Here is a 23,750-nt window from a genome sequence, read left to right on the forward strand (position 1 = left end):
TTCATGAATCAGGAAGAACAACTTAGCGTCCCCGACCTGGCCTTATTGCAACTGGGGCGCCGTTTGCAGGCCGACGGTTACCGATTCATCACGCCAACGCCGCTGACCCATCAGCGGGTGAATGATCGCGCCTTCGGGCAAAGCGCCCGGACATTGCGCGAAGTATTCGGCTGGTCGCGGCCGTTTGAACCCGATCTGTTGTCAGTGGATGAACAGCGGCAGTTGCAACAGGCTGGCGTCCTCGAGGAAGGCAATGGTCGACTGAGAAGTCATGTGCGCTGGTCAAGCCTCGATGACCTGCTGTTCGTGCATTCGGGCTACCCCACCGACGCCGCTGATGCGGTGTTCTTCGGACCCGACACCTACCGTTTTGCCCGGCTGATTCACGCCCATCTGCAACAGAGCTTCGCGCCGATCAGGCGCGCCGTGGACATCGGCTGCGGTGCGGGCGTTGGGGCGATTGTGATTGCCCGCGCTCGCCGTGAAGCCGAAGTGCTGGCCGTGGACATCAACCCGTTGGCGTTACGCATGACGGCGATCAACGCCGCGCTCGCCGAGGTGGTTAACGTCAGCATTGAAGCCAGCGATGTACTGCAGGACGTCGACGGCAACTTCGACCTGATCGTCGCCAATCCGCCCTACATGGCCGACCCGGCCGAGCGTGCTTACCGGCATGGCGGCGGGGCGCTCGGCGCGCAATTGTCGCTGCGCATTGTCGAGCAAGCCCTGTATAGGTTGGCCCCCGGTGGCTCTTTGGTGCTGTACACCGGTGTGGCGATGATTGACGGCCTCGATCCTTTTCTGGACGCGGTGACGCCGCGTCTGGAATCGCCGATGTTCGGCTGGACTTACCACGAACTCGACCCTGACGTGTTCGGTGAAGAACTGTTAACCCCTGGCTATCAACGGGTGGAACGAATTGCCGTCGTCGCCCTCATCGTCACGCGCATCGGCCCAGGCATCGGGGGAATCGTTACGTCGTCCGCAGGTGCGCCATGACCAGGAGCCTGGACGATTACAATCGCATGCGCGACTTCTCGGCGACCTCTGAACCGGCCGCCGCCAAACGCGGGGGCAAAAAAAATGCGAAAGACCACGCCTTGCAGTTCTGCATCCAGAAGCACGACGCCTCGCGGCTGCATTACGACTTTCGCCTGGAACTCGATGGCGCGCTGAAAAGCTGGGCGGTGCCTAAAGGCCCGTCACTGGACCCCAAGGTCAAGCGTCTGGCGGTCCACGTCGAAGACCATCCGCTTGATTACGCGACCTTCGAGGGCAGCATTCCCAAGGGGCATTACGGCGCCGGCGACGTGATTGTCTGGGACCGAGGGGTGTGGATTCCTCAGGAAGACCCGGCCAAGGCGTACGCCAAGGGCAAGCTAAAGTTCGAGTTGCAAGGTGAGAAGCTCGGTGGCCTGTGGAACCTGGTGCGAACGCACATGCCGGGCAAGCAGGAACAATGGTTTCTGATCAAGCATCAGGACGGCGCAGCCAAACCCGAAAGCGATTACGACGTGGTCGCCGCCGAGCCCGACAGCGTGCTCAGTGATCGGACCATCGTTGCTAAAAAGTCGAAGACCGCTGCCAAACCCAAACCCATCAAAAAACCCGCCGCCGCGGCGCGCAAGGAACAGTCGGCGCCATTGACGGGCGCCCGCAAAGCCAAATTGCCGGACTTGCTCAAGCCGGAACTGGCGACGCTGGTCGAGAAAGCCCCGGACGGCGAGTGGAGCTATGAAATCAAATTCGATGGCTATCGGATCATGGCCCGCATCGATCACGACGAGGTCAAACTCTTCACCCGTAACGGTCACGACTGGACCCATAAACTGCCCAGACAAGCCGAGGCGTTGGCTTCGCTGGGTCTCGAATCCGCCTGGCTCGACGGTGAAATGGTGGTCGCCGACGAGCAGGGCGTGCCGGACTTTCAGGCCTTGCAAAACGCCTTCGACTCGGGCCGCAGTGGCAACATCGCCTACTACCTGTTCGATATGCCTTACCTCAACGGTGTGGACCTGCGCGAGGTGCCTGTCGAGGAGCGAAGGGTTGCGCTGTCGACAGTGCTCACCCCCAATAAAGACTCGTTGCTGCGCTTCTCCGATGCCTTTAGTGAAGAACCGGAAGCGTTGCTCAACAGCGCCTGCCAAATGCAGATGGAAGGGTTGATCGGCAAGCGCCTGGGCTCGCCTTACGTTTCACGGCGCAGCAGCGACTGGATCAAACTCAAGTGCAAGCATCGGCAGGAGTTCGTCGTCGTTGGCTTCACCGATCCCAAAGGTTCGCGCAATGCCTTTGGTGCTCTGCTGCTGGGATTGCATGACCGCGACAGCGGTGAATTGCGTTACGCGGGCAAGGTCGGCACCGGGTTCAACGAGACGACGCTCAAGCGCATCTACGAGCAACTGAAACCGTTGCAAACCAAAAAGAGTTCAGTGGTCAATCCACCGACCGGTTTTGACGCCAAGGGTGTGCACTGGCTCAAGCCCACGCTGCTGGCGGAGGTCGCTTTTGCCGAAATGACCAAAGAAGGTTCAGTCCGTCATGCGGTGTTCCATGGTCTGCGTGACGACAAACCTGCCGAAGACATTACCGAGGAGCGTCCAAAAGCCGTGAAGCCCAAAGCCGCTAAACAAGCCCCCGCAGCAAAACCCTCTGCCGCGGCCAAAAAGAAAACCGCCCAAGCCGCGCCCGCGCCATCACAAATCGGCCTGGGCGAGGGCAAGGTGCGCATCACTCACCCGGACCGGGTGATCGACGCCAGCAGCGGCACCACCAAAGTGCAACTGGCCGAATATTACGCCAGCGTCGCCGAATGGATTTTGCCCGAATTGAAGGACCGACCCGTGGCGCTGGTTCGTGCCCCGGACGGCATCGCCGGCGAACTGTTTTTCCAGAAAAACGCGGAGCGCCTGGCCATTCCGGGGATCACCACCCTGGACAAGGCACTCACCGGCCAACCGGTGATGATCATCAATAATGCCGAGGCCCTGATCGGCGCCGTGCAAATGAGCACCGTTGAGCTGCACACCTGGAACGCGACCTCGGACAACCTCGACAAACCCGACCGCTTCGTCCTCGACCTCGACCCGGACCCGGCGCTGCCCTGGAAAAGCATGGTGGAGGCAACTCAACTGACCCTGTCGGTACTCGATGAGTTGGGGCTCAAGGCGTTCCTCAAGACCAGCGGCGGCAAAGGGATTCACCTGGTGGTGCCACTGACCCGCAAGCTCGGTTGGGACGAGGTGAAAGACTTCAGTCACGCGATTGTCAGCCACATGGCCAAGTTGCTGCCGGAGCGTTTTTCCGCCGTGTCCGGACCGAAGAACCGGGTAGGGCGGATCTTCATCGATTACCTGCGCAACGGTCTGGGCGCCACGACCATCTGCGCCTACGCCGTGCGCACCCGCGAAGGGCTGCCGGTGTCGGTGCCGATCTTTCGCGAGGAGGTGGGCGAGCTCAAGGGTGGGAATCAGTGGAACGTGCACACCGTGCATGAACGCCTGGCCGAGGTCGGTGATGAACCTTGGGCGGACCTGAAGAGCACCCGGCAGTCGATCACCGCCGAGATGCGGCGGCGGGTCGGGATGAGGAAGTAGTCGAGACGCCGCTGAGCGCTGGCGTCACGTTGGTTTTACCTGATGAGTTACCTGATAAACGCCTGCAAATCGGTGCCCGGTTTATCGATCGCCGCTTTGAAATCCTTGGTGGTGATCTTCTGGCTGGCGTTTGACAGTGTGCTGCCAAAGACTTTACGCACCACTTTGGCCACGACACCACCCGGTATTTCTGGAATGCGTGCGGTAAACGTTCGGTTGCCCCTACGCAGGCATGAGGCGGCGAGCGTGGCTCGCCGCCCCAAACGACTATTGCTTGCCGACAGCGGCGGCCAGCAGCGGCGCCGCCTGTTCATCGGTCAACGCCGCATGGACTTCCATGTTCATGAGGTCGTTCCATTGCAGCACCCATTTCTGAATCTGTACGGCATCACTCGTTTCAGCGATGCCAAAACCGTTAGAACCACCGACGGCATGCCAGCGCCCCAACATCTTGACGCCTTCGGGTGGAGCGCCTTTGGTTTCGAGAAAACGCTTGATCACGGCGTTTCGGTTTCCCGGACTGATGGACCAACTGACCATGAATAACATCTGCCACCTCCTGCTACGGATTGGCACCTGTTTCTCTTCGCGCACCTGGCTGGTGCCGGGACCACGGTCACGCGTGTGTTTCCAGCTTCATCCTGACTGGCTTGAAACCACTACTCCCATGAGAAGGCATAGCAGCGGCCCAGACTCTGCGTATGACCGCTGATCCTGTTTCGTTGCGGGGCTGATTTCACGCGTCGCGCAACAGGTCGTTGGCATTGAGCAGCGCGTAGGCAATTTCCGGGCGCCGCTCCAGACCGCGACGAATCGCGGCCGGGATCGACTGACGGGTTTTGCGGCATAGCCCCGGCTGATCGCCGAGATTGATACCGATGCCGCGCATGGTTCGTACTTCGTTGAAACCGGGAACGATGCTCACGCTGATGCCCAACTGCTCGTACATCCGCTGTTGCAGACGCTCGAGGTCACTCAGGCTCTGGAGGTTTTCCAGGCGTTCGATCAGGCGCTTTTCCTCTGAACGGGTCAGGAACAGAATGCGCACGTCCGCCCCCGGTGTTTCCAGCAGCGGGTCACGCCCGCAGTCGCAGGCGCCGGGCGGGCAGGGTGGGCGAATCGGAAGCGTGGTCGTCATGGGCTTCAATCATAGAGTGCTACGCTCGGGTTTGCCCATAGGGTTTCTTGCCCTTCTGGCGAATGGATGACGCCGCGTCTAGGCTTAATAATCAGCCTTGATATCGGGCGTTTAGCACGTGCACAGGCCAGGAGCGGGATCAATGAAAGCCAACGCGAGTGTTTTCTGCCTGTTGTTCACCCTGACGCTGACCCCCGTGGCGCGTGCCGACGATCCGCCAACACCGGACGCCACCCCGACGGTCAACCCGCAGGTGGTCGATAAACTCGTCGATATGGGCAACTATTTGCGCAGCCTGTCGACGTTTCAGGTAGACGCCGAAGTGTCCCACGACGTCGTTCTGGAGTCCGGCCAGAAGATCAAGACCGAGGCCTCTACTGTCTTGAAAGTGGTGGGTCGTGATCGGATGTATGCCAAGACGGAAGGTGATGTTCGAACGCGAGAGTTCTTCTACAACGGCAAGAAACTGACCCAGTACTCGCCGTTTCTCAAGTACTACACCACCGTGGATGCACCGCCTAAAGTGTCCGACACGCTGCACCTGATAGAAGACCATTACGGGATTCAGATACCCATGGAGGACCTGTTTCTGTTTGGCAGCGATCAGGCGCAGATCGATGCGCTGAACGCGGCGCTGTACATAGGCCCATCGACGATCAAAGGCCAACTCTGTGATCACCTGGCCTTTCGGCAGGAAGGCATCGACTGGCAGTTGTGGATCACCCGATCCGACAAACCATTACCGTGCAAACTGGTGGTCACCACCACCGATCAGCCGGGCTTTCCGGAATACAGCGCGATCTACCACTGGAACCTGAAGCCGGGCATCAAGGACTCGATCTTCACCTTCGCACCGGGTAAAGGCGATGTGGCGATTCCTTTGAAGAAAGCCAGTGATCAGAAAGGGGAATGAGATGAACAGGACTATGTCGTGGAGCCTGTTGTTATCGCTCGCAACCACCTCGGTACTGACGCTAAGCCTAGTCACTTATGTGGAGGCCCGACCCCAGCGCGCACAAGGGCACGCCAGGGCATCGGTCAATCGTGCGCCGGCGCCCACTGCCCAAAGAGCGCAGCGCGTCAACACCGGCAATACCGCGCAACGAGCGACTCAGGTCAATGCGGGGAATCGGGTCAACGCCGGAAACACTGTCGGCAACCGAACCAACATCAACAACAGCACCCGTAACGTCAACATCGACAACAGTCGCGACGTCGACATCGACGTCGACGGGCGTGGCCGCTATGGCTACGACAATCACTACCATCCGATCGCCACGGCGGCGGCCGTCACTGCAACGGTCGCGGTGACTGCAGCGGTGGTCGGGTCCATCTTCACGCCTGCGCAACTGCCCACCAGTTGCGTGCAAGTCATCCAATACAACACGGCTTACATGCAATGCGGTTCAACCTGGTATCAACCGCAGTATCAGGGCAGCGATGTGACTTATGTGGTGGTGAATGCGCCTTGAGTTGGAGGTGATGCCATTGGTGACAGGTTGCTTTCGACCCAAAGCCGTTGCCGAGTGTTGAATGGCTTCTACTTGATTACGCCTCCCGGCTTTTTCTGTGAGCAGGGGCGCCCAAGTACAGCGACCTCGCTGCGATTCTCCAGAGCAAGACAGTTTGGGCACTCACCAGCTGCCGTAAGGTATTGCGAATTGTTCGATGTAGCGCTTGGATTTTTCACTCACAGGGTAAGCATAACGGCCTTCATTTTTGCCTTGGCTGGGGCCTAAAGGCTCAACCTCTGCTTGGGCATGCGCCACCTCGACGGGACGGTGGCATGAGTCTCTGACCCATACCTGTATGACGCCGCCGGGGGCTAGGCCCATGTAAATAGCGGCCATGTATCGCGCCTCTTGTGCCGGGGGTTGCGGGCAACGTTGCATGATTGATGAGCGCATTAGCTGTCTGGCTTGCTCGGGGATGTCCACCCAGACTTTATAGGTCTGCGGCTCCACGATGGACTGCCAGCGCACGAAAATGCGTTTGGGTAGATCAGCGCCGATTACTGCTTTGCCGGAACCGCCAACGCCTCGCCAACCTTTGGCAGACTCTGTGCCGTCATCGGGTTGGCCGCCGGAGGCCGAGCCGCCACCGGTGTGGTGAAACGCCTTGCCGCTACCATCGTTTCTACCTAAAGGGTGATGATTTGCCGGAGGGAGTCCGCTGGTTGTCGGCAAGAGAGCCGCCCAGCCGCTGGGCAATGGCGCCACCGGTTGTTGAGCCACCTACCCAGTTGGAGTGAGGTGCATTCGGCGGTGATTGCGGCCCCAGTGGCCAGCACGGCCCACACCCGTAGTCCGCCAGTTCCTCAACGGGGACGAACCCTGCTGGATTGGTGTGATTGATTTCGCCGTCCGGCAGGTTACAGCTTTTGGCAAACACACAGCCTAGGGGGTTGGGCTTTGCGTCTGGCTTGGGTGGGAGGTCTTTGTATTGCGCCCACTGCTGAGCGCTAATATCAACGGGTTCGACGCCGCTGTTGCGGTAGCCCTTGGGCGGGTTGGGTACGTAGCCACTCAATCCTTGATTCCTTGTTCCGATCCTTGATGAACGGCCGCAGGGTGACAGTCGAGGATCGGCGAAGCAACGGATGGCACTTTGACTCTATGCGGGCGAACATCCATTCTTTAGCCAGTATCGATGACTCCCACTATCTGACGTGCACGCCCACTTTTAAACATCGCCGGATGTGGTTTGTTTAAGCGCCCTCAAGGTTACTTCCTGAAAGCTACAAGACCTTGCGCCGTTGCCTACGACTACGCCAGAATCCGCCGGCTTGTGTGTCGTGGGCCTTGGTTCTATCGTTTCTGTGTCGCTGATAATTCAGCGGTCGGGCTTGGAAACTCGACGGGTAAACGACACTAAGGCACTCTTCATAACGTACTTTTTCGCACTATGTGCATTCCGTTATGGCGGCTGTGCGTGGGAGACCTTCTGGGTCTGCCGGGCTCGTTTACCCTGGTTTTCCAACCTGCGTACAGCTGCCACCTCTTCGCTTGGAAACGAACGTGGCAGCTCCATCAGTAAACGAGGATTTACCATGTTCAAGGTCACACCAAACCCGCCGGACACCGATCCGGTGTCCCCGTACGAACCCGATTCAAACAAACTCAACGAAGCCGCCGAGCGAGCTCTCGATTACCACTTCCCGTCGATTGCCGACATCAAAGCCACCGCGCGAACACGCAGCACCCTGTTTTCCGTGGACCCAGAGGCCACGGCCGAAACCCTGGCGGTTTTTTTGGTCGAGACGCTGGCCTCGGTCGATGTGATGGTTCACGAGTTGGTGGACCTCTTGGATGGTTGCTCGCGCTATTCCCTGTTGGGCATTTCCAACAGCGTCATGGTGGCTGAAATCACGGCAAACCGATTGCTGGATCTGATCGATCCACCTGAATAGGTGCGTTCTGCTGTCGTGAGTGGGTAACTGACGTTGGGTTGGGCGGTTGTTCCTTTTTGGGGGTCGCTGCGCGGCCCAGCGGGACGGTGCGGCGGTCCGACAAGCGCCCTCGTCACAGGTTACTCGGCGCTGGTTGTATCTGCTCACCGCATCTGTGGGCTTGCCTTTGAAGGGGGCGGCCCGGGGTATCGCGTTTTCGTTCGCGTTGGGGTTTATCTCAGCCCTAAACACTAAATAGCGGAGCGTATACTCGACAGCCCCTCTACTACCTCAAGCAAGAGATCCCCATGGCAAACCACGACATCACCTTCCTCCCCGACCCTGATCCGGAATCCATCTCCTCCGACGTTGCCGGTTTCGGCGGCCTGCTGGTCTCCACTCAGATCCCCACCCGCGCCGACGGCAGTCTGGAGCTGGGCGGCATCATCGAGCAGAGCGAGTGCACGCTGCAGGCGCTCAAGGTTGCGCTGGAGCACGCCGGCAGTTCCATGGACCGGGTTCTGCATCTGACCATCTACCTCACCGACATGGCCGATCGCGCCGCTTTCAACGAGGTCTACCAGCGCTTCTTCGCCAAGCCATGGCCGGTTCGCGCCGCCGTTGGCGTGGCCGCCCTGGCGGTCGAAGGCATGCGCGTGGAAGTCACCGCGATGGCGGCCAAGGGCTGAATCTGCGGACTTGTCCGGCGGTCCCGCTCAGCGAGCGGCCGCCACCGGGCGGGCTGGCAAAGTCTGCTTCGTTCATTTCAAATTCTGCTCGATCCCTTGTGCCGTCGTCAGATCAATTCGGTGTTGAGCATTGAACGTGCGGCGTTGATCCCAAGCGACTCCCTTACTGGCAGCGAACACGGCTCGATACCTTATCTGATTGTCTGGAGCGGCAGTGGCTGCGCGACGGTTGCAGGTACTGGCCGAGGGTGAGCATGTCGACACCGTGTTCACGCATCCGCTGCATGAGTTCGATCACTTCCTCGTCGGTCTCGCCAAGACCCAGCATCAGGCCTGATTTGGTCAGGACACGCGGGACCAATAACTTGAACTTCAGCAGCAGATCCAGCGACCACTCGAAATCCGACCCCGGTCGCGCGGATTTCGCGCCCATAGCGAGGTTCATCGGTTCGTCGACATCCAGCGGTTCTGGACGGCCATGGCCCACATCGCAGAACGGGCAACGGCGAGTGCAGATGTCACCCATGATCATGAAAGTCGCCGTGCCACCTTAGGAGAAGACACACAAAACGGGCGCCTTCAGGGCGCCCGTTTTTTTACTTCGCAGCACGTACAGGCGCTAGCTCATTTCAACACCAGCAAGCTATAAACCCCGCCCTCGCTTTCGATCCCATGGGTGTCATGGGTGAAACCCGGGAAGGATTTGTCGAAGGCTTCCAGCGCCTTGAGATAGGCCAGCAACGGCCCATCCGCAGGCCCGGCGTTTTCACCCGGCATCAGCAATGGAATGCCCGGTGGATACGGCACGATCCCGGTCGCGGCGATACGTCCGGCGGCTTCTTCGAGTGTCACCCGTTCGATGTCGTTTCTGACCAGTTTTTCGTAGGCCTCCACCGGGCTGAATTCGGCTTTCGGCAGTGTGCCGAACGCCTGGGCCATGTTGGCGGTGGTTTTGTGTTTCTTCATGGCAGCGAAGATTTCGTCGGCCAGGTCCTTGAGGCCCATGCCGGCGTAACGAGTCTGGTTGGCGGCCAGCAGATCCGGCAGGCACAGTTCCAGTTCGACGTTGTCGTCATAGTCGCGTTTGAAGTCGAGCAGGGCATTGAGCAAGGTGCCCCATTTGCCTTTGGTGATGCCGATGGAGAACAGGAACAGGATGGTGAAGTCGGTGGTTTTCTCGACCACGATGCCCTGACGTCCCAGGTAGGCCGTGAGTACACAGGCCGGGATACCAGAGTCGAGCAGGTTGCCGTCGTCGCCCATGCCGGGGCTGAGCACCGAGACCTTGATCGGGTCGAGCATGCAGTAGCCTTCTTCGATGTCACCGAAGCCGTGCCATACCGCGTTGGGATGCAGTACCCAGCAATTCGGCTCAGTCTTCAACAGCACCGGGTCGACTTCATGGAACGGCACGGTGGCCGCGCCAACCTGCACGGTCGGCGGCTGCCAGCAGGTGAAGAACCAGTCATCCTTGCTCAACATCTCGTTGTGCATGCGCGAGACGACCTGGCGAAAACTGATGGCTTCTTCGATCGATTCGGAGGTGAGGATTTGCCCGCTGGGCGCTTCCATCATTGCCGAGCTGACGTCGCAGGAAGCCATGATCGCGTAGTTCGGTGAAGTCGAGGCGTGCATCATGTACGACTCGTTGAAGCGCCCGTGTTCGATCGGGTTGCGGCCGTTACGCACGTGAATCATCGAGGCCTGGGACAGGGCGGCCAGCAACTTGTGGGTCGACTGGGTGGCGAACACGGTCGGCTTCGAGTCATCGTGATCGTCCGGATTGCCGTGCATGGCGAAGCGCTCGCGATACAACGGGTTGAAACGCGCATAACCGTACCAGGCTTCATCGAAATGCAGGCGGTCGACGCTCTGGCCCAGCAGCTCTTCGACGCGGGTGACGTTGTAGGTCAGGCCGTCGTAGGTGGAGTTGGTGATGATGGCGTGGACGGGTGTCGGGTCGATGCCTTGCTTGACCAGCGGGTTGCTGGCGATAGCGGCTTTCACGCCGTCGCTGCTCAGGGTTTGCGGCAGGATCGGGCCGATGATGCCGTAGCGGTTGCGGGTCGGCACCAGATAGGTCGGAATCGCACCGGACAGGGTCATCGCATGCTCGGCGGACTTGTGGCAGTTGCGGTCGCACAGGGCGATCTGATTGCGCGTGACGCTGGCCATAAGGATGACGCGGTTGGACATCGACGAACCGTTGGTGACGTAGTAGGTGCGGTGGGCCCCGAACACTTTGGCGGCGTAGCGCTCGCCCTGGCCAATGGGGCCGCTGTGATCGAGCAGCGAACCGAGTTCACCGACCGAAATCGACAGGTCCGAACGCAGCAGGTTCTCGCCAAAAAACTCGTAGAAGGCGCGCCCCGCCGTACTCTTTAGAAACGCTGTGCCACCGGCATGGCCGGGGGTGTGCCACGAGTACTCATAAGTCCGGGCAAACTTCACCAGCGCACCGAACATGGGAGGGAGTGCGGCTTGGCGATAACGTTCGATGGCCGCCAGGATGCGTCCGCTGAGGAAGCGGCTGGTGTCCTCGGGCAACCAGATGAAGTCGTCGGCGTGCTGCATGACCACCAATGGAATGCTCGACGCGGTGCTGCGGTCGCTGATCAAAAACACCGGCACCCGCGTGTTGCGCTCACGCAGGCGGACCAGCAATTTGATGCATTCCTCGTGGCCTTCGCTTTTGTCCATTTCCCAGCTGAGCAGCACGCATTGAATGGCCGGGTCCGAACACAGGATCGACGTGGCGTCGCTCAAGGTTTCCGACGCCAGCACCCTGACGGCGCGTTCTTCCACATCGTTGATCAACTGATGCAGGGCGCGACCAAAGACGGTGCGTTTGTCCGGCGGGCTGCTGACCAACAGCGTAAGCATCCCGAGCGTATGTCTATATTCCGTCATGATTGAGCCTCCACTGTGACTGCTTGCAAGTTATTGACCGGCACCGGCTCGCCCGTGATGTGCTGAGCGCTGACGGTCTGTGTCGGTACGCTGTTGTTGAGCGCTTCGAGGCGGATCAGGCGGTTGTTGACGAAGCCAAACAGCGTGTAACCAAAGATCGTTGCCACGCCGCCGAGCATCAGTGCCTGCGCGCCCGAGCTGTACAGCGCCAGGTAGCTGTAAGCCGCCGCCACCCACGCAATGATGTTGGTTATCAGCGCCGTGCCCGCCGGAACGTTGGAGACCTTTTGAATGGTCATCAACGCGGCCATGGAGAGGATGTAGGGCACCAGGTTGGTGACCACCGCGAGGTTGACGAGAGTGTCGAACTGCTTGCTCAGGTCAGGGCTGATGGTGAGAAAAGCCAGCGCCGTCTGCACTGCCAGCAGCACCAGCATGCCGACAATGGGTGTTCCGGCCTTGTTGGACTTGGCAAAGATCGACAGGAAATAGCCGGTGTCCGCGGAGCTTTTGTAGACCTGAGCGATGGTGAATTGCCAGCCCAGCAGCGAACCGATGCACGCCAGTACCATCGCGGCCATCACAATGTCGCCGACCATAGGGGTGAACATCTTGGCAAAGACCAGCCCGAACGGTGCAGTGGAGGAGGCCAGTTCAGGGTTATCGACGATACCGGCGATGACGTTGGTGGAGACGATGTAGATCACCGCCGCGCCGAGGGTGCCGCCAAGTACCGCAATGGGTACGTTCTTCTCCGGATTTTCTACAGCATCGGTGTTGGCGCACGCGGACTCAAGACCCAGGAATGCCCACAAGGTGATCGCCACCGAAGCGCCTGCGGCTTCGAACCAGCCCATGTTGTGCGGGTTCCAACCGGCGGCGTAGACACTGCTGTCGAACCAGTACCAGCCAATGGTGGACACCAGCACCACCGGCGCAATCACCCCCCAAACCGTGATCGCACCGATCCGGCCGGTAATTCGCGCGCCGCCGAAGTTGGCGAACGTGGTGATCCACAACAGAGCGATGGTCGCCAGACCCACTTGCAGTGAATCAAGCTTGATGTGGAACAGTTCCTGGATATAGCCGACCGCCGTAATACTGATCGCCACATTGGCAATCAACAGCGAGAGCCCATAGGTGTAGTTCGTGATGTAGTTGCCCGCCTTGCCGAAGGTGTACTCGGCATAGCCGCCCATGCCCCCGGTCTTTCGGCTGAGCATCCCGCAGCGCGCAAAAGCATAGGCCAGCGCCAGGGAGCCGGTGGCTGTGATTAGCCAGGAAAGAATGGAAATACCGCCGACTTCGGCGAGTTTTGTGGGTAGCAGCACAATGCCTGAGCCCAACATGTTGACGGCTGTCAACATCGTCAGCTGGCCCACCGTCATTTTCTTTGCGACTGACATTCCGTTGCCTCACTGGATGCATTGAGAAGTGTTAGCTATAGCAAAGGATTGAAATGCCGCAAGAAATGTCCGCAAGGCACTGAGAAAACAGGCTATAGCTCACTTAAGGCATTTTGCTGGCCCCAAAGTCTGAAACTTTTGACCAAAATCAATTTATTTTCAGTTAGTTGGGATCGAATGCAAATGCGGAATGTGATGGTTGCGCTGATTTCGTTAGGCTTGGCGAGCGTTGCTGCCTCTGTCCAGGCCAAAGAACTGGCATCGAACGATCGTTACCTTTGCAGCTGGGGCGCAGGTACCGCGGCGAGAGCCCAGGAACTCAAACTGTCCGGGGTTTCACTGTATGCAGCACGGCAGAAGTTACATACCTACAAGTTCAGCAAACCGTGGATGCACATGATGGCGATGGGCATTACCGAGCAGACCTATGACAGTCATTCGCGGATGAAGCCCGCAGCCCTGCGCGAGAGTTTTTATGAGGAATGTGTCCGGTATAAGTTGGCGCGCAAATGACGAGGTGCGGTCCGCTACCATCACCCGGACACGGCTCCTGCGCCGTGCCGGGCTGGGTAAATACATCAGACCTTCCCTAAGGGGAAAGAAGTAACAGAAAACTATCGAGTTCTTCTCAGTTTTTTTGCCTTTAACCTCCTGAGCATATCCATTACCGGCCGCAGGAGAGGCGTCCTGTCAAAGATGGAAAGTTCGTGCAGGTCCGTCCGCGAGGGCCTTTGATAGCCAAAATTCCAGGTGAAATAGTAAGCCAGAATCTCTTTATTCTTGTGAATAAGCGTATTGAGAGCAGCGTCATAATGCATCGGACCTCCGTCAGGATGTCCCGGCGGCCGCTCCAGAATCTGTAATAAAAAATCCCTCAATTTTCCAATGCTTTTCCCGTTTACAGCATAGAAATGGGACAAATGTATGGGTCGGTCGACTACTTTCCAATCGGGCAAGTTTGAATTTCCTTCAAACGGATGCCCAAAATAGACGATGTCCCACTCCATTCCTTTCAGAGACTCGATGGCCTGTCTCCCATATTGAGGAATGTGTCTGGAAAACTGTATGTCGTCCTCCATGATCAAGATATTTTTCAACTTCAGGCGCATTGCCTCTTCCAGCACCCCCAGATGACTCAAAAAGCAGCCTCTGGCCCCGACGCTCGGAAAGCCATTTCTCTCACTGGGCGTAACAGCTTCAAAAAAGCCTATTTTTTCATCATCAATGTGAAAGCCGTAGCGAGCGAATTCTTCTACTGTTTCTATACGGCGATCCTTTCTTGACGGGATATTGATGATTCTTGCTCCATCAAAATAGTCAATCACATTCATCTGTCAGGTCCTCAGAGCAGACAATCAGGGCGGTTGGATTGGGGAGCTCGCAGAATTAGGAAAAAATCGCACGTTAAGCACTGCCGACAGGCGGTATCGACCCCGGATTGCAGTATAGGCAGCATTTTCTGATGAAGGTTTGGTCTCGTAAAAATCGGCGCGCGTCTCTTCGGCGGGATGCAGAGCGAAGTCTTGAAGGTCTCCTATACTGGATCGTTCCGAGAGTTTCCCACCCTTCACCGCGAGGAGAACGCACATGACCATTCGTATTGGCGACGAAGCACCGGATTTCACCGCCGAAACCACCGAAGGCACGCTCCATTTCCACGAATGGATCGGCGACAAGTGGGCCATCCTGTTCTCGCATCCGAAAGACTTCACCCCTGTCTGCACCACTGAGCTCGGTTACATGGCCGGGCTCAAGCCGGAGTTCGACAAACGCAACACCAAGATTGTCGGCCTCAGCGTCGACCCCGTCGGTAACCATCAGACCTGGGCCAAAGACATCGAAGAGACACAGGGTCATGCGGTCAACTACCCCATGATTGGTGACGAGAACCTGGTGGTGGCCAAGCTCTACGACATGATTCACCCGAATGCCAGTGGGGGCGCTCGTACTGCCGTGGACAACGCCACGGTGCGGTCGGTGTTTATTGTCGGCCCGGACAAAAAGATCAAGGCGATGCTGGTCTACCCGATGAGTGCCGGGCGCAACTTCGATGAAGTGTTACGGCTGCTCGACGCTATTCAGCTAAACGCCAAGCACACTGTCGCTACCCCGGTGAACTGGCGTCCGGGTCAGGACGTGATCATTCCTACGTCGGTCTCCGACGAGGACGCAAAGAAGAAATACCCGGATGGCTTCAAGACGGTGAAGCCTTATTTGCGCACGGTGGCGCAACCGAAGTAAGTCAGTCATTCATCCCGTCTTCAATCGCGATGCCTTTTACGCGCATTGCCTTGATCAGCTCGGCGCGGGTGCCAGGGAAATCGAGCAGGGTTTCCTGGCGCAGCGCCGAGACTTCTTCGGCGCTGGAAGGCCAGTTGCGCATTGTTTGTCGCGGACTGCGACATGCCGGGAACCCGCACCAAAAACGCTCACCCACCGGGTACTTTCAGAACGTTGCCGACAGTGCTTCGTCGCCCGGTACAGGGCGCTGCGCCGGGTCGGAGGCGAGCGTCCTGTTGCGGGCTAATGCCCAAGCGAGAAGCTATTTCATACTAATAGATTCTCATGACTGACGTGCTTGTCGTGTCGTTATTCTGACGCCATCCTCCGTAAAATTAAATTTTGATTTATTATGGTGACGAGCTATTGACGTAATGGCGATGTGCACATACGCTAATTTTAGCCGATACAGATTCCTTCAACCGACAGAAGAATAACCCCCCTACGCAAGGAGGCGGTGTTATGCGCCCAACACTTGTCATTAAATTCGTGTTGTTTTCTGTGATCCTCAATGGTGCGGCCGTTGCTAGTGTTCAGGCGACCAGTTTGCCCAATGAAATTAGTCGCATAAGTAAAGCTTGCGAAGGGGTAGGCTCTCAACTTGGCAAGGCTCTCGAAGAGCACCCGAGTGGCGCGCCGTTAACAGTTGGAAGTGGCCTGCGGTTGGCTTCTTCGATCGTCGCTATCTTGGATGATGACCAGCCTAACAGCATGATGGGTTCTGGTTCGGGGGCAGGTAATACTGTCAATACTTTTTCGTGCGACGGTTTAATGGCGGCGGTTACCAGTGACCAGTTAGTGGATAAAGAGTTGGCGGGTGGATCTGATTCTTATATCAATCAGCCGAATGCCGTACCGCTTCAGGCAGCAGCCTGGTTATTTTCCTCCGCGTTGTTTGGTTTTATTGTGGTCGCCAACCGGCGGAAGGTATAGGGGGGGCATTTTTTGCGGATGTTTGCCTGTCTTGCAACGATGCTTAGTTGGTAATTATTGATGTCGGTTAGTTGTGCTGGCATCGGCAGCGATAATAGGTTCGCAGTGTTTCAGCTGAGTCAGCTCCAGCTGGCATGATGTAGTTAACTTTGGCGCGGTAAGCAATGGGGGCGGTTTGTTTAATCCAAGCTATTGTTAAATAACGTTTTTCTGCTGTCATGGGTGCCCTGCTGGTCGCGGGTGAGTTGCGTTGGCGGAATTGGCCGCCCAGACGCTCCAGGTGATTGTTGTTTAGTCGTTTCTTTGGGGTGAATTTAGGATAGAGTGATTTGGCTCGGTTTTTTGTTCTAAACTCCTTGCATGGCTACTTAGGCGGAGGGATTCCGATGTTCCGTTCATTGATACCTGTGCTCTGCACGCTGGCCGTTTGGCCCAGCCTTTCCAGTGCCGTCGAAAAAACCCCGGTTTACCTGTTGAATCCGGGTGATTTACTCTCTGTATCCGTTTGGGGTGAAGACAAGCTGAGTAAGGAGTTGCGCGTACTTCCCGATGGCAGCATTACCTTCCCGCTGGCAGGGAAAGTCGATGTGGAAGGGCTTGATTCCACAGCAGCCGAGCAGAAAATAGCGACCAAACTTGAAAAGTTCATACCCGATCCGCAGGTGAGCGTTGTCATCACGAACCCCGCAGGCAATCTAGTCTACGTGCAAGGCAAAGTGGTGAAACCCGGCACAGTGCCGATGTCAGGTCTCACTACTGTGCTGCAAGCATTGAGCCTGTCGGGTGGGCTCGACAAATTCGCCGACAAGGATGAAATCAAGGTCGTGCGACCTAATGGGGCTAAACAAGAGATCCTGCACGTCAACTACAGCGAGTTGATGTCAGGGGATGACATGTCTACCAATTTTCCACTTAAGGCCGGCGATACGCTGGTCGTGCCATAGCCTTGCGCGATGCACTAGGGATTACTTTGACTGGATTTCAAACGACCGGGGTTGCTACGGCAATCCTGGCTTTGTCGTATTCGCACATGGCCTATGCTGCGACGTGGCAATCAGCAATAGCGGTACCTTCGACGGTCGAGTACGACAGCAACCCTACGCTTCTTACGAGTGGTGAGAAGGGGGTGACCCGTACCATCATCGCCCCCGATTACAGCCTCGTGGGTACTTCCGGGCGGGATGAGTTCCAGTTCGGTCTCGGGTTAAATATCGTGCGCTCGTCGGATACGTCCATCGTTTCGGACCGTGAAGACCCCAGATTAAAGTTAGGGTGGCAGCGCGAGACCGAAACGGGTGCTTTTGGGCTGACGGCGAGATACGAAGAAAACTCTACGCTTTCCACGGTGGTTCAGGAAACCGGCGTAGTTGCCTCCGATGGCACGCAAAAGATGTATTTGCTGGGCGGCAACTGGAGCACTGCTCTCAGCGAGCGAAGTACCCTGGTTAACGAGACTGACTACACTCATGTCACTTACGATGTTGATTCACTGACCGACTATGACGAGCTGGCGACCCGCTTTAGCTGGAACTATGCATGGAGTGAGCAGGTCGAGCTGTTCACCCGTTTTAGCGTGAGGCGCTATGAGCCGGAGGAGGGGGCTGCGGTGGGTTCCTCAAACAGCTACACCCCCACGGCGGGCTTGAATTTCCAACTCTCCGAGCGGTTTAAGGGGACAGTCTACGCGGGTCTCAATCAAGTGTCCGGCACAGGTAGCGGCCCCAAAGGCCAGGGCGGTGTTGCGTTGCAATATGCCGGTGAGCGTATTGATACCAGCATCGACGCCAGTCGTAGCACTCTCGCCAGCGGGGACGGTGGTTTCGTCGAGGTTGATGCCCTGAGGGGTACATGGAGTTATGCCGTCGACGAGACCCGACGCCTCGGTTTCGATGCCTCCTGGCAAGACGCCAAAGGCCAGACGCCTAATACCCTGCAAAATTACAGTGCCTGGTTTAGCCAAGAACTCTCGCCTTTTTGGATTGCGCGCCTATCCTACACATACAAACAACGCCAGCAAGATGGCTTGCCGGATGCCACTGCAAACGTCGTCGGGTTGACGGTGACTTATAGTTATCCCGGTCTCTGAAATTCAGGTGTGTGAGAAATATGGCCTCTGAATATGAAATGTCGGTCAACGACTACATTGCTATCATCAAGCATCATGCGCTGCTGTTGATCCTGAGTTTCGTGGTCATACTCGGCGTTTGCATAGCGGTCGCGATATCTCTCCCGCCTACCTATGAGTCATCCGGCACGATTCTGGTGGAGTCTCAGCAGATTTCGCCCGACCTGGTGGCGGCCAACAACAATACCTTTGCCGATGAGCGCATCGAAGTCATTCGTCAGCGCGTGATGACCCGTGAGCATCTGGAAGGGATCATCGACAAATACAATCTTTTTGCTTCGCAAAGCCGGCAACTGAGCGTTACCGAGAAGATCGATGAAATGCGCAATGCGATTACAGTCTCCCTGGTCAGTGCTGTCATTAAGGGGCGCGGAGAGGTGACGATTGCTTTCCGTCTTGGCTTTGAGCACAGGCAGCCAGAGATTGCGAACAAAGTTGCCAACGAGCTGGTAACGCTGTTTCTGGATGAAAACATCAAGCAGCGCACCGAACGCGCCAGTGAAACCACAGAGTTTCTGACGCAGGAGGCGGACAAGCTCAGGGTGGAACTGGAAGCCCTGGAAAACCGGTTGGCGGACTTCAAGCAGGCACACAGCAACGCGCTGCCCGAGCATCAGGAGCTGCGCATGAATATGTTGACGCGCGCCGAAACCGAGCTTAAAGAGGTCGACCGTGACTACAAAACTGCCCGTGAGGACTTGCGCTTCAATGAGTTGGAGCTTTCCGCCGCGAATGCCGGGCTAGCGACCAAGCCTGGATCCGGTGCGGCAGTTGATAAACCACAGGATCTGGGTAGCCTCAAAGCCGAGTACACCAGGTTGCTGTCGCTGTATACGCAAGCCCACCCCGACGTGCGTGCCGTCAAACGCAAAATTGCTGCACTTCAGGCTGGCAAAGGTGTGGGTGCTGGTGGTACAGCGGCTTCGGTCAGTCTGGACGTTGCCAAGGCCCAGGCGCGGATCTCCGGAGCAGAAGCCCGTATCAAGTCGCTGGCCGATCAAAAGCAGGCAATACTCAGAAAAATAGCCGACTACGAGGCGCAAATTCTTGAGACGCCGCAAGTCGAGCGCGCCATGGTCACGGTGATGCGTGACCATGATAACGCTCGTAAAAAATATGAGGAGATTCGCACCAAGGAAATGAGTGCGAAAATTTCCGAAAGCCTGGAGCAGGAAAACAAAGCCGAGCGTTTTGTTGTTCTGGAGTTACCGCTGATTCCCGAAAAGCCGGTACGGCCGAACCGCAAAAAAGTGATTGCCATGGGCTTCCTGCTTGCCCCGGTGGGTGCTGGCGCACTGGTGATGCTCCTCGAGATGATGAGTCAGCGTGTGCGCGGTGCCCAGGCCTTGGCCAGCGTGCTGGGTAGGCGCGTATTGGTTTCCATTCCCTATATCCACACCAAGGCTGAACTGGCACGCCGCAGAAAGTGGCGAACGCTATTGATCGTATGTGGAGTCGTGATAATCGCGATCTTTCTGGTGCTCCTGCACTTCCTCTACATGCCTCTGGATCTTCTGATGTTTAAAGCTCTGGGCCGGTTTGCATAAGGAGTATAGCCATGGAAATAATCAACCCCGATACCGAAAAAGCCGAGCAACAGACCTCGTCAAAAGCCATGACACCGACCGCGCAGTCCACAGGTCTGAATGCGCTCAGTTATGTGCAAACCAAGGTTGTACCTTTGCGGCCAGAGCACCTTGAGCGCAACCGCATTGTGGCTTACAACAAGAATTCGAATATGGGCGGGGCTTTCGATCTACTGCGTACACAAGTTCTAAAAATCATGGAAGAAAATGGCTGGCGCACGCTCGCCATCACCTCGCCGACTCCGGAGGCAGGCAAGACGGTATTGGCTATAAACCTGGCAATGAGTATCGCGCATCACACGACCAAGACGGCGTTGCTGGTGGACTTCGACTTGCGTCGTCCGAAGGTGGGTGAGTATCTGGGTCTGCCGATGCATAAATCGCTTAATGAATTGTTGGCAGATGAAGCTGATCTGCAAGATGTACTGGTCAATCCGACCTTGCCGCGCTTTGTGGTCCTGCCGACGCGTGAGCCGATTCCTCTTTCCACCGAGGTGCTGTCATCGCCCGCAGTGAGCCATTTGATTGCTGATCTGCGCGAGCGCTACAACTCACGCATCGTGATTTTCGACTTGCCGCCGTTGTTGAGTTCGGATGATGTGATTAACGTCCTGCCCAAGTTCGACTGCGTTCTGCTCGTGGTCGCTAATGGATTGAACAGCAAGAAAGAGATCGAGGAAAGCCTGCACCATCTTGGGACAGCCAATCTGATTGGTACGGTGTTAAACAAAGCCGAGCCCGAAAACCGCTCTTACTACTAGAGCATCACCCTCAGGAGATCGGCGCTATTGGCAAGCGCCGACTTTCATTGCCAAGGGTACTTCTGCTCCCAACTCCAGGCGTGCGCCACTATCTGTTCAAGTGAGCCAAATTGCGGTTGCCAGCCAAGTAATTTGGTGGCCCTGCGGGGATCGGCCACAAGGCGTGGTGGATCGCCAGCGCGGCGTGGCGCTTCGCAGACAGAGATATCCCGGCCAGTCACGTTGCGCGCGGTATCTATCACTTGCTGTACTGAGAACCCTTGACCGTTACCGAGGTTAAACGCCGTGCTTGCACCTCCGGCCAGTAGATAGTCCACGGCAAGTGCGTGAGCAGCAACAAGGTCGACAACGTGGACGTAGTCGCGAATGCAAGTGCCGTCAGGCGTGTCGTAATCACGGCCATAGACGGTGATGGTTGCGCGGCGTCCGGAGGCTGCTTGCAGGATCAGGGGCAGCAGGTGGGTTTCCGGTTCATGGCGTTCACCTAACTGTCCTTCTGGGTCTGCTCCGGCGGCGTTGAAGTAGCGCAGGCAGACCGATTTCAGTCCATATGCGCGGTCGAAATCTTCAAGCATCTGCTCCACCATCCACTTGCTGCGTCCATAAGGGTTGATCGCGGCCTTGGGATGCTCCTCGTCGATCGGTACGTACACCGGGTCACCGTAGACAGCGGCGGTCGAGGAAAAAATGAAGTTTCTAACTCTTGCACGAACCATGGCTTGTAGCAGGGTCAGGGTGGCGGCCAAGTTGTTTTGGTAATACTTGGCAGGTTCAGTTACGGATTCGCCCACCTGTATAAAGGAGGCGAAGTGAAACACGGCATCAAAGTGTTGTGAGGCAAACAAGACGCCCAGGGCTTGCGCGTCGGCTATGTCTAGCTCGACCAATTTTCCGCCCGCCAAGGCGCTGCGATGGCCTGTGGAAAAATTGTCTGCCACCACCACTTCGTGACCTGCACGCAGTAGCTGTTTAACCATGTGCGAACCGATATAACCCGCGCCACCCACCACCAAAAATTTCATCCTGATCTCCGATTTCCTGGACACTATTGCTGTGCAAGCACAGGTTGCAACGTCAGTGCGATCCGCCTGACCATTAATAGCCGAGACTCGCTACGTTTGGAACGCCAAAGGAGAGAATATTTTGAACAAGATACAGCGAGCGCGCCAATTGGAGCTACCCTTGAGGAAGCATATGGGTATCCTGCGAGAATAATTATAAAATGAAAAACTCCGCCAAAATTATCGATTACTCATTAAAAATATTCAAAGCAGAATGGCCAAATTTAGTATTGTGGTCATACCTGCTATCACCGTTGATTGTTAGAACGCTAACAAACTATCAATACTCTAAAATTGATTTATTGGTCTTTTACACCCTTGGCATGTCGGTGTTATGGCTTTTGGCAATTAGATTTATTTCATCCAATCAATTCAAGGTTCACATCATTCTACTGCCGTTCTATTTGGCAGCAACTGTTGATCTCTTTCTGGTTTTAAATTTCAACTCGAGATTAACAGCTGCCTATATGTTTATTGGCTTGACAAACCATCAGGAGGCAAGCGAGTTTCTACCGACCTACTGGCGGTCCATCAGTATCGTTTTGGTGATTTTCATATTTTGCTATGGGGCTGGATTAATAGGCCTGCATAAGCGCGAATTGTATAAAAACAAAGGTATTTTTGTTCTGGTTGTTAGCGCCTTGCTAGTGGGATATGGGGCGTATTTTTATAAAACCGTCAAGCTTAATTCTTTCGGGAAATCTGCGGTCATGGATCTCCTTGCAAAAGATCAAAGCACGCCAATAGGCTATTTATCGCAAATTGGCCTGACTGCAGACTTGTATTTGGGGACGGAAAAACTTATCAAGCGCCGTCAAGAATCTAATGTAGAAATAACCAGCATGTCGAATCAATCAAATATAGAAACCATTGTTTTTGTGATCGGTGAGTCATCACGGCCGCACAACTGGTCCCTCTACGGTTATAACAAGGAAACAACCCCGAATCTCGGTAAGCAGGCGGGGATTTTCAAGTTTAATAATATCTGCACGACAGCCCCATATACCTCGTTCGCGGTTCCTTCAATGCTGAGCCTTGAGCCTATATCGGATTGGGACGCCATTGCGTCAACCAAATCATTGGTGAGTATATATCGCGCAGCCGGGTACATGACCTATTGGTTGTCTGTACAGGAAGTTGATAGTTTTGGCGGAATAATTCCACAAATAGCTGCAGAGGCACAATACCGTCAATATTTTGAGAGAAGCTATGATGGAGCATTGATTTCAGAATATGAAAAAATACTAAAGAAAAGCGATACAGAAAAGAAAGCCATATTTATTCATGTCAAGGGTAGTCATTTCGAGTATTCGCGCCGATACCCAGAACATTTCGATAAATTCAAGCCGTCAACAAACAGCTTCAAAGACAAAATTACCGCAGAATATAATAATACTATTTTGTATACGGACTGGCTATTAAGCACAATTATTGATCAGTTGAAGTCAAGCAAAAAACCATCTGTCTTGTTTTATTCATCGGATCATGGTGAAAACATGATGGATGACAGTCGAGGGCTCCTGGGTCATGGAATAGGCAATAAATATGACCTCCCGGTTTCGGCATTTATCTGGGCATCCGATAATGTTTCAAGCCAGCAATCGCTCAAGCTTTTAAAGCTGAAGGAAAGAGAAAGTCAGAAAATCAGCATATCATCCTTGCCACATACTCTTTTAAATCTCACAGGGGTTTTCACGAGTAAGTACAAAAGTTCGGATGATTTATTAAGTGAAGATTTTGTATCGTCGAAATGTCCACACATGCTCGGTGCAGGCTATGTTCCATCGTTTGATTTTGACACCTATTAAGCAACCCTCGAGCTGGTTATTGGCTCGCCGGCGTGCGTGATGATGCTGTATTGGCAGGGGGCGGCTGCG

The 23,750-nt window shown here is 56.0% G+C and carries 21 protein-coding genes and 4 pseudogenes; 14 read left to right on the forward strand and 11 right to left on the reverse strand.

What is annotated here, in order from left to right:
• The first annotated feature begins 3 nt into the window (after positions 1–3).
• Positions 4–999: a methyltransferase gene (locus ACYZT7_RS13130; RefSeq protein ID WP_462041340.1), complete on the forward strand. Its 996-nt coding sequence runs from the start codon at positions 4–6 to the stop codon at positions 997–999.
• A complete protein-coding gene (gene ligD, locus ACYZT7_RS13135; protein ID WP_462041341.1) occupies positions 996–3,596 on the forward strand; it encodes a DNA ligase D in 2,601 nt (866 codons plus the stop codon). Before ACYZT7_RS13130 ends, ligD begins: the two co-directional genes overlap by 4 nt.
• A gap of 47 nt (positions 3,597–3,643) precedes the next feature.
• On the opposite strand, the pseudogene ACYZT7_RS13140 reads toward ligD, so the two are convergent.
• The 3 genes and pseudogenes from ACYZT7_RS13140 to ACYZT7_RS13150 form a co-directional block, all read right to left on the reverse strand.
• A pseudogene (locus ACYZT7_RS13140) lies at positions 3,644–3,769 on the reverse strand (DUF3313 domain-containing protein); the annotation flags it as partial.
• Positions 3,770–3,863: 94 nt separating this feature from the next.
• Positions 3,864–4,145 carry a DUF3303 domain-containing protein gene (locus ACYZT7_RS13145; RefSeq protein WP_462041342.1) on the reverse strand — a complete coding sequence of 94 codons (282 nt, stop codon included), beginning with the start codon at positions 4,143–4,145 and terminating at the stop codon, positions 3,864–3,866.
• A 187-nt stretch (positions 4,146–4,332) separates the two neighbouring features.
• Positions 4,333–4,734, reverse strand: coding sequence for a hypothetical protein (locus ACYZT7_RS13150; RefSeq protein ID WP_461972806.1), 402 nt, complete (start codon positions 4,732–4,734; stop codon positions 4,333–4,335).
• 142 nt (positions 4,735–4,876) lie between these two features.
• Between ACYZT7_RS13150 and ACYZT7_RS13155 the strand changes: the two genes are divergently transcribed.
• Positions 4,877–5,647 (forward strand): DUF2092 domain-containing protein, encoded by a 771-nt coding sequence (locus ACYZT7_RS13155; protein WP_462041343.1) that lies wholly within the window; start codon positions 4,877–4,879, stop codon positions 5,645–5,647.
• A gap of 1 nt (position 5,648) precedes the next feature.
• On the forward strand, positions 5,649–6,206 hold the full coding sequence (locus ACYZT7_RS13160) for a hypothetical protein (RefSeq protein WP_462041344.1): 558 nt from the start codon (positions 5,649–5,651) through the stop codon (positions 6,204–6,206).
• A gap of 162 nt (positions 6,207–6,368) precedes the next feature.
• On the opposite strand, the gene ACYZT7_RS13165 is transcribed toward ACYZT7_RS13160, so the two are convergent.
• Positions 6,369–6,920, reverse strand: coding sequence for a DUF2931 family protein (locus tag ACYZT7_RS13165; protein WP_462041346.1), 552 nt, complete (start codon positions 6,918–6,920; stop codon positions 6,369–6,371).
• Positions 6,916–7,263 (reverse strand): annotated as a pseudogene (locus ACYZT7_RS13170) (S-type pyocin domain-containing protein); the annotation flags it as partial. The gene ACYZT7_RS13165 and the pseudogene ACYZT7_RS13170, both read right to left, overlap by 5 nt.
• A gap of 520 nt (positions 7,264–7,783) precedes the next feature.
• Between ACYZT7_RS13170 and ACYZT7_RS13175 the strand changes: the two are divergent.
• Together ACYZT7_RS13175 and ACYZT7_RS13180 are read left to right on the forward strand one after the other, a co-directional pair.
• On the forward strand, positions 7,784–8,143 hold the full coding sequence (locus ACYZT7_RS13175) for a DUF6124 family protein (RefSeq protein ID WP_462041347.1): 360 nt from the start codon (positions 7,784–7,786) through the stop codon (positions 8,141–8,143).
• A 287-nt stretch (positions 8,144–8,430) separates the two neighbouring features.
• The gene (locus tag ACYZT7_RS13180; protein WP_462041348.1) at positions 8,431–8,811 is read left to right on the forward strand and encodes a RidA family protein; all 381 of its coding nucleotides are present in this window, start codon (positions 8,431–8,433) and stop codon (positions 8,809–8,811) included.
• 214 nt (positions 8,812–9,025) lie between these two features.
• On the opposite strand, the pseudogene ACYZT7_RS13185 reads toward ACYZT7_RS13180, so the two are convergent.
• From ACYZT7_RS13185 to potE, 3 genes and pseudogenes are all read right to left on the reverse strand, one after another.
• Positions 9,026–9,361: pseudogene (locus tag ACYZT7_RS13185) on the reverse strand (lipoyl synthase); the annotation flags it as partial.
• Positions 9,362–9,435: 74 nt separating this feature from the next.
• Positions 9,436–11,721, reverse strand: a complete 2,286-nt coding sequence (locus tag ACYZT7_RS13190) for an Orn/Lys/Arg family decarboxylase (protein ID WP_462041349.1) — start codon at positions 11,719–11,721, stop codon at positions 9,436–9,438.
• Positions 11,718–13,127 (reverse strand): putrescine-ornithine antiporter, encoded by a 1,410-nt coding sequence (gene potE / locus ACYZT7_RS13195; RefSeq protein ID WP_462041350.1) that lies wholly within the window; start codon positions 13,125–13,127, stop codon positions 11,718–11,720. Before potE ends, ACYZT7_RS13190 begins: the two co-directional genes overlap by 4 nt.
• 183 nt (positions 13,128–13,310) lie before the next feature.
• On the opposite strand from potE, the gene ACYZT7_RS13200 reads away from it, so the two are divergent.
• Positions 13,311–13,640 (forward strand): hypothetical protein, encoded by a 330-nt coding sequence (locus ACYZT7_RS13200; RefSeq protein ID WP_347806046.1) that lies wholly within the window; start codon positions 13,311–13,313, stop codon positions 13,638–13,640.
• Between the two features lie 101 nt (positions 13,641–13,741).
• On the opposite strand, the gene ACYZT7_RS13205 is transcribed toward ACYZT7_RS13200, so the two are convergent.
• Positions 13,742–14,458, reverse strand: a complete 717-nt coding sequence (locus tag ACYZT7_RS13205; RefSeq protein ID WP_462041351.1) for a glycosyltransferase family 25 protein — start codon at positions 14,456–14,458, stop codon at positions 13,742–13,744.
• Positions 14,459–14,714: 256 nt separating this feature from the next.
• On the opposite strand from ACYZT7_RS13205, the gene ACYZT7_RS13210 reads away from it, so the two are divergent.
• The gene (locus ACYZT7_RS13210) at positions 14,715–15,368 is read left to right on the forward strand and encodes a peroxiredoxin (protein ID WP_282376053.1); all 654 of its coding nucleotides are present in this window, start codon (positions 14,715–14,717) and stop codon (positions 15,366–15,368) included.
• Position 15,369: 1 nt separating this feature from the next.
• Here ACYZT7_RS13210 and ACYZT7_RS13215 read toward each other — a convergent pair.
• Positions 15,370–15,589: pseudogene (locus ACYZT7_RS13215) on the reverse strand (cytochrome C); the annotation flags it as partial.
• Positions 15,590–15,869: 280 nt separating this feature from the next.
• On the opposite strand from ACYZT7_RS13215, the gene ACYZT7_RS13220 reads away from it, so the two are divergent.
• From ACYZT7_RS13220 to ACYZT7_RS13240, 5 genes are all read left to right on the forward strand, one after another.
• On the forward strand, positions 15,870–16,340 hold the full coding sequence (locus tag ACYZT7_RS13220; protein ID WP_462041352.1) for a hypothetical protein: 471 nt from the start codon (positions 15,870–15,872) through the stop codon (positions 16,338–16,340).
• 386 nt (positions 16,341–16,726) lie between these two features.
• Positions 16,727–17,284: a polysaccharide biosynthesis/export family protein gene (locus tag ACYZT7_RS13225; protein WP_462041353.1), complete on the forward strand. Its 558-nt coding sequence runs from the start codon at positions 16,727–16,729 to the stop codon at positions 17,282–17,284.
• Positions 17,285–17,370: 86 nt separating this feature from the next.
• A complete protein-coding gene (locus ACYZT7_RS13230) occupies positions 17,371–18,426 on the forward strand; it encodes a hypothetical protein (RefSeq protein ID WP_462041782.1) in 1,056 nt (351 codons plus the stop codon).
• A 20-nt stretch (positions 18,427–18,446) separates the two neighbouring features.
• Entirely contained in the window at positions 18,447–20,012 is a 1,566-nt protein-coding gene (locus tag ACYZT7_RS13235; RefSeq protein WP_462041354.1) for a GumC family protein, read from the forward strand.
• Positions 20,013–20,080: 68 nt separating this feature from the next.
• Positions 20,081–20,812: a CpsD/CapB family tyrosine-protein kinase gene (locus ACYZT7_RS13240; protein WP_461971090.1), complete on the forward strand. Its 732-nt coding sequence runs from the start codon at positions 20,081–20,083 to the stop codon at positions 20,810–20,812.
• A 44-nt stretch (positions 20,813–20,856) separates the two neighbouring features.
• Here the strand turns inward: ACYZT7_RS13240 and galE are convergent, their stop codons facing one another.
• Complete coding sequence (gene galE, locus ACYZT7_RS13245; protein WP_462041355.1) at positions 20,857–21,834, reverse strand: UDP-glucose 4-epimerase GalE; 978 nt, start codon at positions 21,832–21,834, stop codon at positions 20,857–20,859.
• 200 nt (positions 21,835–22,034) lie between these two features.
• On the opposite strand from galE, the gene ACYZT7_RS13250 reads away from it, so the two are divergent.
• Complete coding sequence (locus tag ACYZT7_RS13250; RefSeq protein WP_462041356.1) at positions 22,035–23,681, forward strand: phosphoethanolamine transferase; 1,647 nt, start codon at positions 22,035–22,037, stop codon at positions 23,679–23,681.
• Positions 23,682–23,750: the final 69 nt, after the last annotated feature.

The sequence above is a fragment of the Pseudomonas sp. RT4P38 genome (assembly GCF_054897765.1).